The 17,006-nt window shown below is 68.3% G+C and carries 16 protein-coding genes; 8 read left to right on the plus strand and 8 right to left on the minus strand.

Translation table 11 applies throughout. The features are described 5' to 3' along the window. The 5 genes from B2515_RS11800 to B2515_RS11820 all read left to right on the plus strand — a co-directional run. Window positions 1-807, plus strand: an 807-nt coding sequence (locus B2515_RS11800; RefSeq protein WP_293876524.1) for a circularly permuted type 2 ATP-grasp protein, incomplete at its 5' end; no start/stop codon positions are given. Next, a complete protein-coding gene (locus B2515_RS11805) occupies window positions 807-1,742 on the plus strand; it encodes an alpha-E domain-containing protein (protein WP_293876816.1) in 936 nt (311 codons plus the stop codon). The genes B2515_RS11800 and B2515_RS11805, both read left to right, overlap by 1 nt. A gap of 16 nt (window positions 1,743-1,758) precedes the next feature. Continuing rightward, window positions 1,759-2,562, plus strand: a complete 804-nt coding sequence (locus B2515_RS11810; RefSeq protein WP_293876526.1) for a transglutaminase family protein — start codon at window positions 1,759-1,761, stop codon at window positions 2,560-2,562. An 86-nt stretch (window positions 2,563-2,648) separates the two neighbouring features. Beyond that, window positions 2,649-4,736: a catalase gene (locus B2515_RS11815; protein ID WP_293876528.1), complete on the plus strand. Its 2,088-nt coding sequence runs from the start codon at window positions 2,649-2,651 to the stop codon at window positions 4,734-4,736. A gap of 119 nt (window positions 4,737-4,855) precedes the next feature. Further along, a complete protein-coding gene (locus B2515_RS11820; RefSeq protein WP_293876530.1) occupies window positions 4,856-5,815 on the plus strand; it encodes a cell wall hydrolase in 960 nt (319 codons plus the stop codon). A gap of 6 nt (window positions 5,816-5,821) precedes the next feature. Here the strand turns inward: B2515_RS11820 and B2515_RS11825 are convergent, their stop codons facing one another. Then, window positions 5,822-6,616, minus strand: coding sequence for an arginyltransferase (locus tag B2515_RS11825; RefSeq protein ID WP_293876532.1), 795 nt, complete (start codon window positions 6,614-6,616; stop codon window positions 5,822-5,824). A gap of 222 nt (window positions 6,617-6,838) precedes the next feature. On the opposite strand from B2515_RS11825, the gene B2515_RS11830 reads away from it, so the two are divergent. Next, window positions 6,839-7,090 carry a hypothetical protein gene (locus tag B2515_RS11830; protein ID WP_293876534.1) on the plus strand — a complete coding sequence of 84 codons (252 nt, stop codon included), beginning with the start codon at window positions 6,839-6,841 and terminating at the stop codon, window positions 7,088-7,090. An 85-nt stretch (window positions 7,091-7,175) separates the two neighbouring features. Here the strand turns inward: B2515_RS11830 and B2515_RS11835 are convergent, their stop codons facing one another. After that, complete coding sequence (locus B2515_RS11835) at window positions 7,176-8,420, minus strand: threonine ammonia-lyase (RefSeq protein ID WP_293876535.1); 1,245 nt, start codon at window positions 8,418-8,420, stop codon at window positions 7,176-7,178. 97 nt (window positions 8,421-8,517) lie between these two features. Between B2515_RS11835 and B2515_RS11840 the strand changes: the two genes are divergently transcribed. Beyond that, window positions 8,518-10,152 carry an amidohydrolase gene (locus B2515_RS11840; RefSeq protein ID WP_293876818.1) on the plus strand — a complete coding sequence of 545 codons (1,635 nt, stop codon included), beginning with the start codon at window positions 8,518-8,520 and terminating at the stop codon, window positions 10,150-10,152. Continuing rightward, complete coding sequence (locus B2515_RS11845) at window positions 10,149-11,090, plus strand: glutaminase (RefSeq protein WP_293876820.1); 942 nt, start codon at window positions 10,149-10,151, stop codon at window positions 11,088-11,090. Before B2515_RS11840 ends, B2515_RS11845 begins: the two co-directional genes overlap by 4 nt. 140 nt (window positions 11,091-11,230) lie before the next feature. Here B2515_RS11845 and B2515_RS11850 read toward each other — a convergent pair whose 3' ends face one another. From B2515_RS11850 to B2515_RS11875, 6 genes are all read right to left on the minus strand, one after another. Continuing rightward, window positions 11,231-11,638 (minus strand): TadE/TadG family type IV pilus assembly protein, encoded by a 408-nt coding sequence (locus B2515_RS11850; RefSeq protein WP_293876537.1) that lies wholly within the window; start codon window positions 11,636-11,638, stop codon window positions 11,231-11,233. Continuing rightward, window positions 11,635-12,162, minus strand: a complete 528-nt coding sequence (locus B2515_RS11855) for a TadE/TadG family type IV pilus assembly protein (RefSeq protein WP_293876539.1) — start codon at window positions 12,160-12,162, stop codon at window positions 11,635-11,637. Before B2515_RS11855 ends, B2515_RS11850 begins: the two co-directional genes overlap by 4 nt. After that, window positions 12,159-14,054 (minus strand): pilus assembly protein TadG-related protein, encoded by a 1,896-nt coding sequence (locus B2515_RS11860; RefSeq protein ID WP_293876541.1) that lies wholly within the window; start codon window positions 14,052-14,054, stop codon window positions 12,159-12,161. The genes B2515_RS11855 and B2515_RS11860 overlap by 4 nt, the downstream gene beginning before the upstream one ends. Window positions 14,055-14,217: 163 nt before the next feature. Then, window positions 14,218-14,913, minus strand: coding sequence for a response regulator transcription factor CtrA (ctrA, locus tag B2515_RS11865; RefSeq protein ID WP_293876543.1), 696 nt, complete (start codon window positions 14,911-14,913; stop codon window positions 14,218-14,220). 133 nt (window positions 14,914-15,046) lie between these two features. Next, window positions 15,047-16,132 (minus strand): AI-2E family transporter, encoded by a 1,086-nt coding sequence (locus B2515_RS11870; protein ID WP_293876545.1) that lies wholly within the window; start codon window positions 16,130-16,132, stop codon window positions 15,047-15,049. Window positions 16,133-16,157: 25 nt separating this feature from the next. Next, the gene (locus tag B2515_RS11875; protein WP_293876547.1) at window positions 16,158-16,961 is read right to left on the minus strand and encodes an IclR family transcriptional regulator; all 804 of its coding nucleotides are present in this window, start codon (window positions 16,959-16,961) and stop codon (window positions 16,158-16,160) included. Window positions 16,962-17,006: the final 45 nt, after the last annotated feature.

Below are 17,006 nucleotides of genomic sequence, written 5' to 3' on the forward strand. Positions count from 1 at the left end.
TCGGCCTATTACGAACACAGCTTCCTCGCCGATTCGATGGGTATCGAGCTGGTCGAGGCGGCCGACCTCGTCGTCGACGACGACCGCGTCTGGATGCGGACGATCGCCGGGCGCGTGCAGGTCGACGTCATCTATCGGCGGGTCGACGACGACTATCTCGACCCGCTGGTGTTCCGTGCCGATTCGATGCTCGGCGTCCCCGGCCTCATCGCCGCTTATGCGGCGGGCAACGTCGCGATCATCAACGCGCCGGGCAACGGCATCGCCGACGACAAGGCGATCTACAGCTACATGCCCGAAATCGTGCGCTTCTATTCGGGCGGCGAGGCGAAGCTGCCGAACGTGGAGACGTGGCGCTGCCGCGAACCGCAGGCGTTGCAATATGTCCTCGACAACCTCGATCAGGTGGTGGTGAAGCTCGTCGACGGATCGGGCGGCTACGGCATGCTGGTCGGTCCGACTGCCAGCCGGCAGGAGATCGAGGATTTCCGCCGCGCGCTGATCGCTGAGCCGCATCGCTATATCGCGCAGCCGACGCTGGCGCTGTCGACGGTGCCGACGCTGGCGGACAGCGGCCTCAGCCCGCGCCACGTCGATTTCCGCCCCTTCGTCCTCACCGGATCGAAGGGGGTGCAGGTCGTGCCGGGCGGGCTGACCCGCGTCGCGCTGAAGGAGGGGTCGCTGGTCGTCAATTCGAGCCAGGGCGGCGGCACCAAGGACAGTTTCGTGCTGATGGCGGAACCCCGCAACCAGAGCCAGAGCCAGACGATCGGCGGGATGACGCAGTCGCAGGGGTTCGGGGCATGATGCTCTCGCGCACCGCCTCCTCGCTCTACTGGCTGGGGCGCTACATCGAACGCGCCGATTTCTTCGCGCGGCTGATCGAGGCAACCGTGCGCTTCGACGTGATGTCGTCGCGCCCGGCGGGCGAGGTGGCGTGGTCGTCGGCGCTGGCGGTCACCGATACGGAGGCGGACTTCCTCGCCAGCGGCGGCGCGATGACGCAGACCGACGTGGTCCGCTTCCTCACCGTCGACACCAGCCATCCCGGTTCGCTGATTCGCTGTCTCGACCGCGCGCGCAACAATGCCAAGGCGGTGCGCACCGCGCTCAGCCGCGAGGCATGGACCGCGATCAACCGCGCGTGGCTGGTGTTCGAGAATCGCGGGCAGGTCGGCGACACGCAGGCGACGCTCAGCCTCGTCGAATCGGTCAAGAACGAGACGCGCGGCTTCGAGGGTGCGGTCCACCAGATGCTGCGCAACCAGTCGCACTGGTTCATCCGCCTGGGGCAGGCGGTCGAGCGCGCCGACAACACCGCGCGGCTGCTCGACGTCAAATACCATATCCTGCTGCCCGAGGGGGAAGTGGTCGGCGGCGTCGTCGATCGCGACCAGTGGACGACGATCCTGCAGGTCGTCTCGGCGGTGACCGCCTATCGCTGGCTCTATTCGGACGGGCTGACCCCGGCGAACGTCATCGACCTGCTGATCGCCAGCCGCGAACTGCCGCGCAGCCTCGTCGCCTCGGCGGAGATCACGGTCGACATCCTCGGCCTGCTCGCCGAGCGCACCGGCAGCCATGGCGAGGCGGACCGGATGGCGCGGATGCGCGCCGCGCGGCTTGGCAAGACGCGGTCGGGCGAGGTGATCGCCAGCGGCCTGCACCAGTATCTGCAGGCGTTCATCCGCGAAAACGGCCAACTGCACGAGGCGATCGGTCGCCAGTTCAGGTTCGGCTGATGCGCCAGTCCTTCGCATGAGACTCTCGATCGATCACCGCACCGTCTATCGGTTCAGCGAGCCGCAGAGCCGGCTGGTACAGATGCTGCGCATGACGCCGGAGGCAAGCCACGACCAGACGGTCGCGCGCTGGCGGATCGACGTCGATTGCGACGCGACGATGCGGCGCGGGCGCGACGGTTTCGGGAATGCGGTGACGATGCTCTATTGCGAGGGGCCGATCGCCGATATCGAGATCGCGGTGCGCGGCGAGGTACTGACCAGCCATTCCGACGGCGTCGTCCGCGGCGTCGCCGAGGTGCTGCCGCCCGCGGTGTTCCTGCGCGCGACCGAGGCGACGCCGCGCGATCCCGCCATCGCCGCCTTCGCGGTCGAGGCGAGCGCCGGCGCGACCGGCCCGATCGGCATGCTGCACCGGCTCAACCGGGCGTTCAACGGCCGTTTCGGGCTCGACCGGGTCCGCCCCGAACCGGGCCTCAGCGCCGCGGACGCGTTTCTGAAGCCGACCGCGACGTCGCGCGATCTGGCGCAGATGTTCGTGGTCGCGTCGCGCTCGCTCGGCATCCCGGCGCGCTACGTGTCGGGGTACAGCATCGTCGAGGGATCGCTGCGGCCGACGCCGCACGGCTGGGCGGAGGCGCATGTCGACGGGCTCGGCTGGGTCGGCTTCGATCCCTGCACCGGCCGTTCGCCGCAGGAGGAGAGCGTGCGCGTCGCCGCCGCGCTCGACGCCTCGGGCGCCGCCCCGGTCGCCGGATCGCGCCTCGGCGAGGGCGAGGAGGAGATGGACGTCGCGGTAAAGGTGTCGGCGGCGCAATAGCCGGAAAACTAAACTTGGTTCGCCAAGGCACTGCCGTCGTACCGGATCGTTGAGGGGGGTAAGCATCCTCCGACGCGAGTACCCCCATGACCGATACCAAAGCCCTGAACGCCGGCAACGGCGGCGAGACGCATCAGGTCACCGACGCCGATCACCCGGTGCTGACCACCAACCACGGCACGCCGATCGCGGACAACCAGAACCAGCTCAAGGCGGGTGCGCGCGGCCCCGTCCTGCTCGAGGACGAGATCTATCGCGAGAAGATCAACCATTTCGATCACGAGCGCATCCCGGAGCGGATCGTCCACGCCCGCGGCTCGGCCGCGCACGGCTATTTCGAATGCACCGAGAGCCTCGCCGATATCACCGTCGCCGACCTGTTCCAGAAGAAGGGGCAGCGGACCGAGGTGTTCACCCGCTTCTCGACCGTCGCCGGCGGCGCGGGCTCGGTCGACACGCCGCGCGACGTGCGCGGCTTCGCGGTCAAATTCTACACGCGGCAGGGCAATTGGGATCTCGTCGGCAACAACATCCCGGTGTTCTTCATCCAGGATGCGATCAAGTTCCCCGACCTGATCCATGCCGCCAAGATGGAGGCCGACCGCGGCTATCCGCAGGCGGCGACCGCGCACGACACCTTCTGGGACTTCATCAGCCTGATGCCGGAATCGACGCACATGATTATGTGGGCGATGTCGGACCGCACGCTGCCGCGCACCTTCGCCAATATGGAAGGGTTTGGCGTCCACACCTTCCGCTTCATCAACAAGGAGGGGAAGAGTACCTTCGTCAAGTTCCACTGGAAGCCGAAGGCGGGCCTCGCCTCGACGATCTGGGACGAGACGGTCAAGATCGCCGGCGCCGATCCCGACTTCCAGCGCCGCAACCTGTTCGAGAGCATCGATCGCGGCGACTTCCCGACCTGGGAGCTGGGCGTCCAGCTGTTCGACGAGGACTTCGCCAACAGCCAGCCCTATGACGTGCTCGACGCGACCAAGATCATCCCCGAGGAAGTGCTGCCGGTGAAGATCGTCGGGCGGATGGTGCTCGATCGCTATCCCGACAATTTCTTCGCGGAAACCGAACAGGCAGCGTTCGTGCCGAGCCATGTCGTTCCCGGCATCGGCTTCTCCAACGATCCGCTGCTGCAGGGCCGGCTGTTCAGCTACACCGACACGCAGCTGTCGCGCCTCGGCTCGGTCAACTTCCACCAGCTGCCGATCAACGCCGCCAAGGGTCGCGCCGCAGCGGCGGGCTGTCCGTTCCTGAACCAGCAGCGCGACGGCCATATGCAGATGGCGGTGCCCAAGGGCCGCGCCAATTACGAACCGAACAGCCTCGCCAAAGCGGGCGAAGAGGCTGGCGCGCGCGAGGATCCGGAGGGCGGCTACAAGACCTTCCCGTCCGAGGAGCAGGGCCAGAAGCTGCGCATCCGCCCCGAAAGCTTCGCCGATCACTACAGCCAGGCGCGGCTGTTCTTCCGCTCGATGGACCCGGCGGAGCAGGCGCATATCGCGTCCGCCCTCGTGTTCGAACTGTCCAAGGTCAGCCTCGAACACATCCGCGTCGCGGTGATGGCGAACCTGCGCAACGTCGATGAAACGCTGGCGCAGCGCGTCGCCGACGGGCTGGCGATGGACCTGCCCGCGGCGTCGCCGACCGCCGCACCGGTGCTCGACATGGACCCGTCACCCGCGCTGCGGATCATCCGCGGGCCTCTGGAGAAGCACATGCTCGAGGGTCGCACCGTCGGCATCCTGTTCGCCGACGGCACCGACGCCGGTGAACTCAATGCGGTGAAGGACGCGGTAAAGGCCGCCGGCGGCACCCCGCTGACGATCGCGCCCAAGGTCGGCAAGGTGCCGCTGTCGGACGGGTCGTCGGTCGCGGCGGACGCACAATTGTTCGGCCAGCCCTCGGTCACCGTCGATGCCTGTGCGGTGATCCTGTCGAAGGAGGCCTGTGCGAAGCTGGTGAAGGAGGGCGCTGCGGTCCAATGGGTCATGGACGCCTTCGGTCACCTCAAGGCGATCGGCCACAATGCCGCCGCCAAGCCGCTGCTCGACAAGGCGGGCGTCGAGCCGGACGAAGGGGTTACCGACCTCAAGGGCTTCGTCGAGGCGGCGAAGCAGCGCTATTGGGACCGCGAGCCGAACGTCCGCACCCTGGCATAACCTCCGGCCGTCACCCCGGCCCGGTCCGGGGTGACGCCACCCGAGCATTAACCCTATCATAAGCCGCCCCCGCTACGCCGCATAGCGTGGGGCGGCTTCGTATTTCCTCTTCAGGGCAGGTGGCCCTTGCGGCGGCGCTGTTCGCCGCATCGTCCTGCGTTCCGCCGCGCGGGCAGGCGACCCGCGTGGGGCAGGCCGTGCCCCCGCCGACGCCGCGCCAGCTGCTCCGCGACCTCGCGCTCGACGTTCCCGGCGACCTGCCGGGGCTCGCCGGTCTGCCGGCCTCGCTGCGCGCCAAGGTCGACGACGATGCCGCACCGGCGCTCGCCGCCGCGGCGCCGCCGTTTCTCGCGCAGATGCAAAGCCAGAGCGATGCCGAACGCGCGACCGAATGCCTGACCGCGGCGGTCTATTACGAGGCACGGTCGGAATCGGTGGACGGACAGCGCGCGGTGGCGCAGGTCGTGCTCAATCGCGTGCGCGATCGCGCCTTCCCGCACAGCGTCTGCGGCGTCGTCTTCCAGGGTTCGAACCGCCGTACCGGCTGCCAGTTCTCCTTCACCTGCGACGGGTCGATGGCCTATCGCCGCGATCCGGCCTCATGGGCGCGCGCGCAGCTGGTCGCGCAGGCGGCGCTGGCGGGCAGCGTCTATGCGCCGGTCGGTGGCGCGACCTTCTATCACACCAGCGCGATCCTGCCGTGGTGGGCGTCCAGCCTCGCGCGGATCGGGTCGGTCGGCGCGCATATCTTCTATCGCTGGCGTGGCGCGATGGAGGGGGCGCTGAGCTTCCGCGCCGCTTATGCCGGGGTCGAACCCGGTGCGGCAACGTTTGCGCCCGGCGATTCCGCCGTGCAGACCGCCGCGCTCTATCGCGACAGCAGCGCCGATGGCGGGGTCAACGTCCACCGCGGCAAAATGACGCCAGTGGCCGCCAGCGCCGACGCGCCGACCGCGGTTGCCGTCCGCCCTGCGCGGATGACGATGGTGTCGGGCGTGCGCGTCCATCTGGGGGCGGAGGCGCCGCGGACGATCGTCACCGACGGCGCGACGATCGGCGAGGAAACCGATCCGACCTGAGCCGGTTCAGGCCGTGAGTTCGACCCGGCGGATCGCCGGCGCCGGCGCGTCCTCATCCTCGACGAAGGGGCGCCAGCCGCTCGGGCCGAGCACTTCCAGCGGCCGATAACGGGTCTTGTACGCCATCCGTGCCGACCCCTTCACCCAATAGCCGAGATAGACATAGGGCAGGCCGGCGGCGCGGGCGCGGGTGATGTGATCCATGATGATGACGTTGCCCAATCCGGGCCGTGCGTCGGCGCCGCCATCGTCGTCGGGGGCGAAGAAGCTGTAGATCATCGACAGCCCGTCCGCCTGACGATCGGTCAGGCAGGCACCGACCAGCCGCCCGCGCCCGCCGTCGGTCGACCGGGTGCGATATTCGAGGATCATCGAATCGACCGGCGAATGCTCGACCATGTCGGCGTAATCGTCCTCGTCCATCCCCGCCATGCCACCGCCGGGGTGACGCGCCGCCAGATAGCGGCGGAGCAGCTGGAACTGTTCGTCCGTCGCCCAGGGGCGGCAGGCGGTGACCTCGAGGTCGTCGTTGCGGCGGAGCAGTTTGCGCTGCGTCGCATTGGGGGCGAACTGCTGGGTGACGACGCGCACCGACACGCAGGCGGCGCAGCCCGCGCAGGACGGGCGATAGGCGACGCCCTGCGACCGGCGGAACCCGATCCGCCCGAGCGCGTCGTTGAGCTCGGTCGCATGCGGGCCGCTGAGTTCGGTGAACACCTTCCGCTCCTGCCGCCCGGGCAGATAGGGGCAGGGGGCGGGCGTGGTGACGAAGAAGCGCGGGAAACGAAATGGCGCGGTCACCGCCGGCAGTCCTCCAGAAACAGGGGCGATCCGCGACGCGGCGCCAGCGACATATGAATAAGCGGATGCGGTCTGAAAAGCGGCATTCCGGCCAAAGAGAGTTAATCTCGTGCATGGGATGTTGATCGGTGCGGTCATGGCCCCGAATCGGGACGATGTTGCATTGCAGGAACAAATGGTCGAAAAGAACGTTTCCGCAGTCCAATTAGGTGGGAATTGTATATGAAGAAAATCGCAGGTTCCATTGCTGCGCTCGCTATGACCGTTGCGCCGCTGGCGGCTACGCCGGCGTTCGCAGCGCCTGCCAACCCGGCGGCGTCGCTGTCGGTGGCCAAGTCGGTTCGCGCGAGCGCACCGTCGGCCAAGAAGAACAACCTCGCCGGCGGTGGCCTGCTGGCCGCGCTGATCGCTGCTGGCGTCGTCGCCATCGGCGTCGTCGCGATCGTGCAGGACGGTGACTCGGACAGCAACTAAGCTGTTCTGACATCGTTTCGAACGGGGGCTGCGCGCAAGCGTGGCCCCCGTTTTCGTTCGGGCGTTCCCGTAGACGCGCCGTGGTTTACGCCTGCTCGACCATGCTGGTCTCGTAGCCGCCATCGCGCAGCGCGGCGATCAGCCGGTTGAGGTGATCGCGATCGCGCGCCTCGCATTCGATATCGGTGACCAGCCCCTTCGCCGGCAGCGAGGTGAAAATGCGCTGGTGATAGATTTCGATGATGTTGACGCGCTGCTGGTCGAATATCCGCGCGACGTTGAACAGGGCGCCGGGCTGGTCGCGCAGCCGCACGCGCAGCCGCGCGAGGCGGCCGGAACGGGCAAGGTCGCGCAGCAGCACGTTGGCGAGCAGCCGCGTGTCGATATTGCCGCCGCACAGCACGATGCCGACGGTACGACCCCGGAATCGCTCCGGATAGGCCATCAACGCGGCGAGGCCGGCGGCTCCTGCGCCCTCAACCACCGTCTTCTCGATCTGGAGCAGCAGGCTGACCGCTTCCTCGAGGTTGCGTTCGCCGACCAGCACGATGTCGTCGACCAGATCGGCGATGATGCCGCTGGTGATCCCGCCCGGCTCCTTGACCGCGATCCCCTCCGCCAGCGTATCGCCGGCGCAGGGCAGGTTGGTGCCCCGGATCCGGTTGTACATCGACGGGAACAGCTCGGCCTGCACGCCGACGATCTCGATCGGATGATCCGCCGCGCGCGCGACGACGGCGGTGCCGGAGATCAGGCCGCCGCCGCCGATCGGGATCAGCAGCGTGTCGAGGCCGGGCACGTCCTCCAGCATCTCGATCGCCGCGGTGCCCTGTCCGGCAATGACGCGCGGATCGTCGAACGGATGGACGAAGGTATAGCCGCACTCGGCCTCCAGCACGCGGGCATGGGCATAGGCGGCGTCGAACGTCTCGCCTTCCAGCACCACCTTCGCCTTGTGGCCTTCGGTCTGCGTCACCTTCACCGTCGGCGTGGTGCGCGGCATGACGATCGTCGCAGGGATGCCGAGCCGGTTGGCATGATAGGCGAGGCCCTGCGCATGATTGCCCGCCGATGCGGCGATCACGCCCTTGGCGCGCGCCTCGGGCGACAGCTGCAGCAGCGTGTTGAGCGCGCCGCGCTCTTTATAGGCGGCGGTGAACTGCAGGTTTTCGAACTTCAGATACACCGTCGCGCCGGTCATGTCGCTCAGCGTCTTGCTGACGAGGGTCGGCGTGCGCACGATCGCGTCGCGGATGCGCGCATGGGCGGCGCGGACGTCGTCGATGGTGACGGGGATGGCGGAGGATGCTGCGGCGTGTTTGGTGGCCATGGCCAGCCGCTAGACCATCTGGTGCGACGGGGGAACACCGCTTATGCGGGCGGCTATGGCAAGAACGGCTTTCACGACGACCGCGATCGCACTGGCGATGACGACGCTGACCGGCACGATGCTGCCCGTCACGGCATCCGCCGACGGCATCGTCGACAACGTCAACGGCATGACCCTCGACAAGGACGGCAAGGTCGTCCGGTTCCAGGCGCTGCTGGTGACGCCCGATGGCAAGGTGAGCAAGCTGTTGTCGGCCAAGGACAAACGGCCGGAGAAGCTCGACTGGCGGGCCGATCTCAAGGGGCGGACGCTGCTGCCCGGCATGATCGACGCGCATGGCCATGTGATGGAACTCGGTTTCCGCGCGCTGGAGCTCGACCTCTCCGACACGAAAAGCCTCGCCGAGGCGCAGGCGAAGATCGCGGCCTATGCGCAGGCCAATCCGGATAAATCCTGGATCATCGGCGGCGGCTGGAATCAGGAGGCGTGGGGACTCGGCCGGTTCCCTACCGCCGCCGACCTCGACGCCGCGGTCGGGAACCGCCCCGTCTGGCTGTCGCGTGCGGACGGCCATGCAAGCTGGGGCAACAGCGCCGCGCTCAAGGCGGCCGGCGTCACCGCGAAGAGCGTGTCGCCGCCCGGCGGGCGGATCGAGAAGGGCGCGGGCGGGCTGCCCGCTGGCGTGTTCGTCGATGCGGCGCAGGGTCTCGTCGCCCGGGTCGTGCCGCAGCCGCTCGGCAAGGACCGCAACGCCGCCTTCCTGAAGGCTCAGGCGATCCTGCTGAGCTATGGCATCACCGCCACCGCCGACATGGGGACGAGCATCGACGACTGGCTGACCTATCGCCGGATCGGCGATGCGGGCGGCCTGCGCGTGCGGATCATGAGCTATGGCGCGGGGGTCGACACGACGGTGCAGATCGGCGCGGTCGGTCCGTCGCCGTGGCTGTATAACGACCGGTTGAAGCTGGTCGGGGTCAAGCTGTACGCCGACGGCGCGCTGGGCTCGCGCGGCGCGTGGTTGAAGGCGCCTTATGCCGACGCCCCCGGCCAGTCGGGCGCGGGCTTCATGAACGATACCGTGATGCGCAACCTGATGAGCCGGGCGGCGATGGACGGCTATCAGGTCGCGGTGCACGCGATCGGCGACCGCGCCAATGCCGAGGCGCTCGATTCGATCGAGGAGATGGCGCAGACCTACAAGGGCGACCGGCGCTGGCGGATCGAACATGCGCAGATCGTCGACCCCGTCGACCTCCCGCGCTTCGGCAAATACGGCACGATCGCCTCGATGCAGCCGACGCACCAGACCGGCGACCGCGTGATGGCGGAGGCGCGGCTCGGGCCGCAGCGGCTGGCGGGGGCCTATGCCTGGGCGTCGATGCTTAAGAATGGCGCGAAGCTCGCGTTCGGGTCCGACTTTCCGGTCGAGAAGCCCGATCCCTGGGCGGGCTGGGCCGCGGCCTTCACCCGTCAGGACGCCGACGGCCAGCCGTTCGGCGGCTGGCGCCCCGAAGAGGCGGTGACGCGCGAACAGGCGTGGTGGGCGTTCACCGGCGGCGCGGCCTATGCCGGCTTTGCCGAGGATCGCATCGGCCGCCTCGCACCGGGGCTGCGCGCCGATTTCATCGTCGTCGATCGCGATCCGTTGCTCGCCTCGCCCGCCGACCTGCGCGCAACCAAGGTGCAGGAGACGTGGGTCGGAGGCGAGAAGGTGTGGGAGCGGAAATAGACCTTTCCGCGATCGTCGCCGAGATCGCCGCGGAAATGGCCGCGGCGCCCGATCGCGGCACGCCGGCGGATTACATCCCGCCGCTTGCCTGCGTCGATCCCGCCCGGTTCGGCATGGCGGTGATCGAGGCCGACGGCAGCTGCCATCTGGCCGGGGATGCCGAGGAGGCGTTTTCCATCCAGTCGATCAGCAAGGTGTTCGCGCTGACGCTGGCACTGGGCCATGTCGGCGACCAATTGTGGCAACGCGTCGGGCGCGAGCCGTCGGGCAGCGCGTTCAATTCGATCGTCCAGCTCGAATTCGAACACGGCATCCCGCGCAATCCGTTCATCAACGCGGGTGCGATCGTCGTCGCCGACGTGCTGCTCGGCCAGCACCAGCCGCGCGAAGCGATCGGCGAGATCCTGCGCTTCGTCCGGATGCTGACCGACGACGAGGATATCGTCATCGACCGCGCGGTGGCGGAGGCGGAGCTGGCGACCGGTGATCGCAACCGCGCGCTGGCGAGCTACATGCGATCGTTCGACAATATCCGGCATGACGTCGAACGGACGCTGGGCGTCTATTTCCACCAATGCGCGCTGGCGATGAGCTGTCGCCAGCTGGCGCTCGCCGGCCGCTATCTGATGGCCGACGGCATGCTGCCGACGACCGGGCGGCGGATCGTGTCGGCGCAGCGGGCGCGGCGGATCAATGCGCTGATGCTGACCTGCGGCCATTACGACGGCTCGGGCGAATTTGCCTTCCGCGTCGGCCTGCCGGGCAAATCCGGGGTGGGCGGCGGCATCCTCGCGGTGGTGCCGGGACGGGCGAGCATCGCGGTCTGGTCGCCCGGCCTGAACGCCCGCGGCAATTCGCAGCTCGGCACGCTGGCGCTCGAGCGGCTGGTGCAGCGCACCGGCTGGTCGGTGTTCGAACCGGCGCGGGACCCTTTCTAGGGCCGATGGCCATTCAGATGATGACGTGCCGAAAACGGTGGTTTTGCGTGACCCGGAGCGCAGCGTACTTTCGGTACGTGAGCACCGGAAGCGCGCGAAACCGCCGTTTGCAGGCCGTCAGGGCTGAATGTCGATCGACCCTAGACCTGCGGAAAGCGGTCGCTGGCCTGCAGGGTGAAGCCGATGCCGAGGATCGAGACGGGCAGCGTGATCGACACCTGCTTGTAGATCAGGCCGCCGATCGGTGCCGTCGTTTCGGTCCGCACCCGGTCGGCGGTCACCATGCCGATCCCGTTGGCGGCGGCGACCTGCAGCGTATAGGCGATGGCGTGATCGACGCCGCTGCCCGACGCCGGGACCGTGCAGCGCGGCGAGGCGATCGCGAGGCAGCGGGCGACGGTATGCGCGGTGGACTGCATCGCATTCCAGCGCTGGAATGCGATCCCCGCCTGCACGATCATCAGCGCGATCGCGCAGAAGACCGGCGCGACCAGCGCGAATTCGACGATGGTCGCTCCTTTGATGTCACGCGACAGGCAGCGGATCATTTCGCCCGCACCACTACGGTTTCGGTCAGCGGGAACAGGCGCGCGCCGATCGCGGCGACGGGGATGATCGCGACGGGCGTCCCCGTGGTGCGGATGGTCACGAACTTGGCCGACATCGTGCCGTCCCCGCAGGCGCTGCGCGTCATGCCGGTCGAGCGCCATTGGGTCGGGGTGCCGCTGGTGCAGTAATAACCGTCGGCGGCGCCCGGCCCGGCGACGTTGTTGACCAGCACCGTCACGGTCGGCGCGGTCGCGCCCGCGCCCTGCTGGACGATGGTGGCGATCGTCTGGCGGAACGCCTCCGCGCTGTCGGCATCGACGTCGCCGCCATTCTCGAAGGCGTACATCGCGCCGGCGCTGACGCCGCGCAGCGTGTTGAGGCGGGCGTTATAGGCAAAGCCGATATCGACGATCAGCGCGACGAGCAGCAGCAGCGGCGGCAGCACCAGCGCGAATTCGATCAGCGCGACGCCCCGGCGGTCGGCCGCCAGCCGCATGGAGGACGTGGCACGCGGCGTCGTCATTGCACCAGCACCGCGCGCCCGGCGGTATTGCCGGTCAGGCCGGCACAGGGCGCGCCATTGATCGTTGCATTCTGGTAGATGTCGAGCACGCCGGACACCACGCCGAAACAGCCCCCCGGCGGCGGCGTGATCGTCTGCGATCCGTAGATCGACGCGTTGGTGGCCGGCGCATAGACCAGCCCCGACATCGTATCGCTCTGTCCCCCGGACTGGTACAGGTTGAACGCGCCGCCCCACACCGCGAACAGCAGGTTGCGATAGCCGAGCCTCGGGTTGGCGTCGGTCGGCGCGGTCGCCTTGATCGTGCCGATCCCGAGCAGGCTGAGCGTGCCGCCCTTGAAGCCGAAGCTGGTGCCGATCGCGGTCAGCGAATCCGCCGTCAACGCGAACGACCCGCCATGCATCGCGACCGTGCCGGACCCGGTGGTCGCCGATCCCCCCGCGCCGAAGGTGACCGACTTGCCCCCCGCGATCACGGTGCCGCCGTAGAAGCTCATGTCGCCGACCCCGAAACTGGTCGTCGATCCCGAAATAAGCGCGAGCGAACCGCCCTGGAAGTCGAACGGCCCGTTGCCCAGCGTCATCGTCCCGATGTTCGAGACGCTGCCGCCGTAGAAATAGAAGGGCCCGTTGCCGAAGGTCAGCGTCGATGTAGCCAGCACATTGTAGATCGTGCCGCCCCACAGGTAGAAGGGGCCGTTGCCGAACGACAGGCGGGTGCCGTAATTGGCGATCGATCCACCGTTCACATAGACGGCAGCATCGCCGAACACCAGCGTCGCGCCGCTGGCAACGGTCAGCGTGCCGCCCGCGAAGACGAACACCACCGACGCGCCCGGGGCGACCGCGAGGCTGCTGGTCGACCCCGTCGCCGCATTGACCGCGGCCCCGAAGACGTAGCAACCCGAGCCGAAGGTCAGCAAATTGGTGCCGCTCAGCGTCAGCGTCGCGGCGATCGTGGTCGGCGCCGTGCATCGCGGATCGGCGCCGCCACCCTGGAACGACAGGCTGGAATTGGACACGGTCAACGACCCGAGACGCGCGTTCGCGGCGATCGTGGCGGTCTGGCCGCTATAGGACGGGCTCGTCGTCGTGCCGGCGGGGATCGACGGCCGCACCGGGGATCGCGTGCCATAGGGCCAGCCGCCCGCCATCGCGTCGAGATGGGCCAGCATGCCGGTGACCGGGGCGGTGCCGGCGATCGTGTCGGTGACGGTCGCGCTATAATCGAAGCCCGCGGCATTGGGCTGGAGGCTCGCCGTCGGACAGAGATAGGGCGCTTCGGATAGCGGCGTATAGCCGGTCGCGACATTGGCGAGCACGGTCTGCGACTTGCCGCAGGAATAGAAGAAGGTCTTGGCCTCGGCCGTGCAGGCGGGGGCGGTGACGACCGCATTGTTGTAGATGTTGGTCGGGCCGTATTGCGACCGGAAGCAGGCGCCGGTGCCGGACGGTTCGGCCCAGGAGGCGACGTTGACGGTCGGCGGCCTGCCGAGCGACAGCAGGCCGATCGGCAGCGCCACCGGCGCGCCGATCGTCGCCTTCAGCGCCTGTGCCCCGCTGCGCGCCGGCGATGGCGTCACCGTCAGGGTCGTGGCGCCGGCATCGAGGCCGTTGGCGGCGACGATCGCCCGGGCCGTCGCCAGCGCGGTCGCCGACGGCACCGATCCGGCGATCGGCGCGGCCGTGCTGGTCGCGCCCAGCACCGCCAGATCGCTGACCATCTGGCGTTCCTGGCGGACCAGATAGAGGTTCGACAGGTCGAGCGCGAACGAGGTCGCACCGGCCAGCACGGTCAGGAACAGCGCGAACATCACCATCACGCTGCCGCGCCGGCTGTGCGCTATGCCCGTCCCGCCCGCAGGCGCGGGCGATGCGCGATGGTCGACCATGATCCGTATCCCTTGCCTCGGGTCCGGATCTTATGTCCACAATGGTCATAAGAAAACGTCAATGACGTACGTGCATGATCCGGCTGGCGGAATCACAACAAAGGCCGCGACACCCCCCGATGTCGCGGCCTCTTTCCCGATACTCGGGGAAGATGTGTGGCGATCAGGCGACCGCGGTAATTTCCTCTGGCTCGCGAAGCACATAGCCGCGGCCCCAGACGGTCTCGATGTAATTCTCGCCCTCGCAGGCGAGGCTGAGTTTCTTGCGCAGCTTGCAGATGAAGACGTCGATGATCTTGAGTTCCGGCTCGTCCATCCCGCCGTACAGGTGGTTGAGGAACATTTCCTTGGTCAGCGTCGTGCCCTTGCGTAGCGACAGCAGCTCCAGCATCGCATATTCCTTGCCGGTCAGGTGGACGCGGCTGCCGTCGACCTCGACCGTCTTGGCATCGAGGTTGACCGCCAGCTTGCCGGTGCGGATGACCGACTGGCTGTGGCCCTTGGAGCGGCGGACGACGGCGTGGATACGCGCGATCAGTTCCTCGCGGTGGAACGGCTTGGTGACGTAATCGTCGGCGCCGAAGCCGAAGCTGCGCACCTTGCTGTCCATCTCGTTGATCCCCGACAGGATCAGCACCGGGGTCGACACGCGCGCGACGCGCAGTTTCTTGAGGACGTCGTAACCGTGCATGTCGGGCAGGTTGAGGTCGAGCAGGATGATGTCGTAGTCGTAGAGTTTCCCGAGATCGAGACCCTCTTCGCCGAGGTCGGTGGTGTAGCAGTTGAAGCCTTCGGTCCCGAGCATCAGCTCGATCGCCTTGGCCGTGGTCGGCTCGTCCTCGATCAACAACACCCGCATCGCGAAGTCCCCTGTTGGCGAGACCGCAAGCACCCCTGCTCGCGGCTGGCCGAGATTCATTAACCAAAGAACATCTGAAGGCAAAAGGTTAATTTGGGTTTAATCGAGGGTTTCCGGCGAGTCGGGCCGCGAATCACGCCTCCGGATCGTGCGGCGTCAGGTCGGGGCCGAGCAGCGTCTGGTGGCGGCTGCGCGGGATGTCCTCGCCCAGCACCTCGCGCAGGTACAGGCTGCGCACGAGCGTGAAGATCACCACCAGCAAAGCGGCGGAGAAGAACAGGCCGAAGATGCCGAAGATCACGCCGATGCCGATGATCGCGAAGACGGTGATCGCCGGCGGGATCGAGATGACGCGGGCCTGGACGTAGGGGGTGATGAAGTTGGTCTGGATCAGGCGGACGAGCGCATAGGTGACGAGCGTGCCGATCAGCGGCCCCGTCCCCTGCGTCGCGGCGAGGCCGAGCGCCGGGACCATCGCCGCGGTCGGGCCGATATAGGGAATGAACTCCGACAGGCCGGCGAGCAGCCCGAGTGCGGCGGCGGACGGCACGCCGGATATCCACAGGCCGAGCCCGATCAGCACCCCCATGCTGGTCATCAGGATCAGCGACGAACGCAGCCACAGCCGCAACGTCGACCCGACGTCGAACAGCGCGTCCTCGATCGCGGGGCGCTTGGTCGGCGGGATCAGGAACAGGAAGCCGCGCTGGTAGATGCCGGGATCGGCGGCGAAGAAAGCCGCGGCGACCAGCAGCAGGATGCAGTTGAGCAGCAGCTCGCCGGCGCCGGTGACGAGGCCGCCGACGTCCTGCGCGACCTTCGATCCCGCATAGGCCTGTTGCACCGCATCGACGATCTTGGCGCCGACCGGGCTTTGCGATGCCCAGGCGGCGAGCTGGTCGAGCAGGGTCGGCAGCTGCGTGACGAGCACGTTAACCTGCTCGCGGAACTGGACGCCGAACAGCCAGACGAGAAAGCCGACGATGCCGAAGGCGGTCGCCATGCCGAGGCCGAGCGACGCCTTTTCGGGGACGCGCAGATGGTCGCGATACAAATCGGCGAGCGCATGGATCGCGATCGCGCCCAGCATCGCGCCGAAGGCGAGGATCAGCAGGTTGCCCGCCTTGAACAGCGCCGCCGCCACCGCGGCGATGACGAGGACGTAGAGGACGCGACGGATGAACCGCGCGTCGTCCGCGTCGGGGGACAGGCGGTTCATGATCGGGGAATCCCGCCGGACGCGGTCAACCCGCGGCGCCTTCGCGGCCCAGCGCGGCGCCGATCTCCGCGGCGGCGGTGCGCAGCAGGGGCACCAGCTCCTGCATGCGGTCCGCATCCAGATAGGGCGCGGCGGCGGCGACGTTGATCGCGGCGACGATGCCGCCGGCGGCGTCGCGGACCGGCGCGGCGACCGAATGGATGTGATCGGGGGCGGGGCCGCATTGCAGCACGACGCCGCGCGCCGCCGCCGCGGTCATTTCCGCCAGCCAGTCGGGGCGGCGATGGGGCGCGTCGACCTGCCCGAACAGGCGGCGCCACGATCCCTCGCCATCGTCGAGCAGCAGGGCCTTGCCGAGCCCGGTCTCGCCGAGCCGGCGGCGGGTGCCGGGCTGGGTGGTGACGGCGACGCGCTCGCGCCCGGGGACGCGCAGCATATGCACCGATTCGTCGCCCTCGCGCCGCCCCATGAACGCGCTCATCCCGCTTTCCTGCGCCAGCCATTCCAGCTGCGGCCGGGCGAGCGCGACGAGGTCGGTCTGGTCCTGCACCAGATGGCGCAGGCGCAGCAGCAGGCGGCCGCCGCGGACCTGGTTGTTCGGCCCCATCGCGAGGAACCCGCGCGAGGCGAGCGACCCGACGAGGCGATAGGCGATGGCGCGCGACAGGCCGCTGCGCTCCGCCAGCTGGATGACGGTCGCCGGCTCCTGCACGGCGAGCTCGAGCAGGTCGAGCCCGCGATCCAGCGTCTGCGTGCCGGCCTTGGCGGCGCGGCTTTCCTCGGGCGCATCCTCGGCGGCGGGCCGGCGCACAATGGCGGTGGTGGTCACTTCACGGTCTCTCCCAGACGGCCGTTCCGCGTTGCCCGAATCGGC

Origin of the sequence: Sphingomonas sp. UBA978, assembly GCF_002292295.1 — a bacterium.
Lineage (GTDB): Bacteria > Pseudomonadota > Alphaproteobacteria > Sphingomonadales > Sphingomonadaceae > Sphingomonas.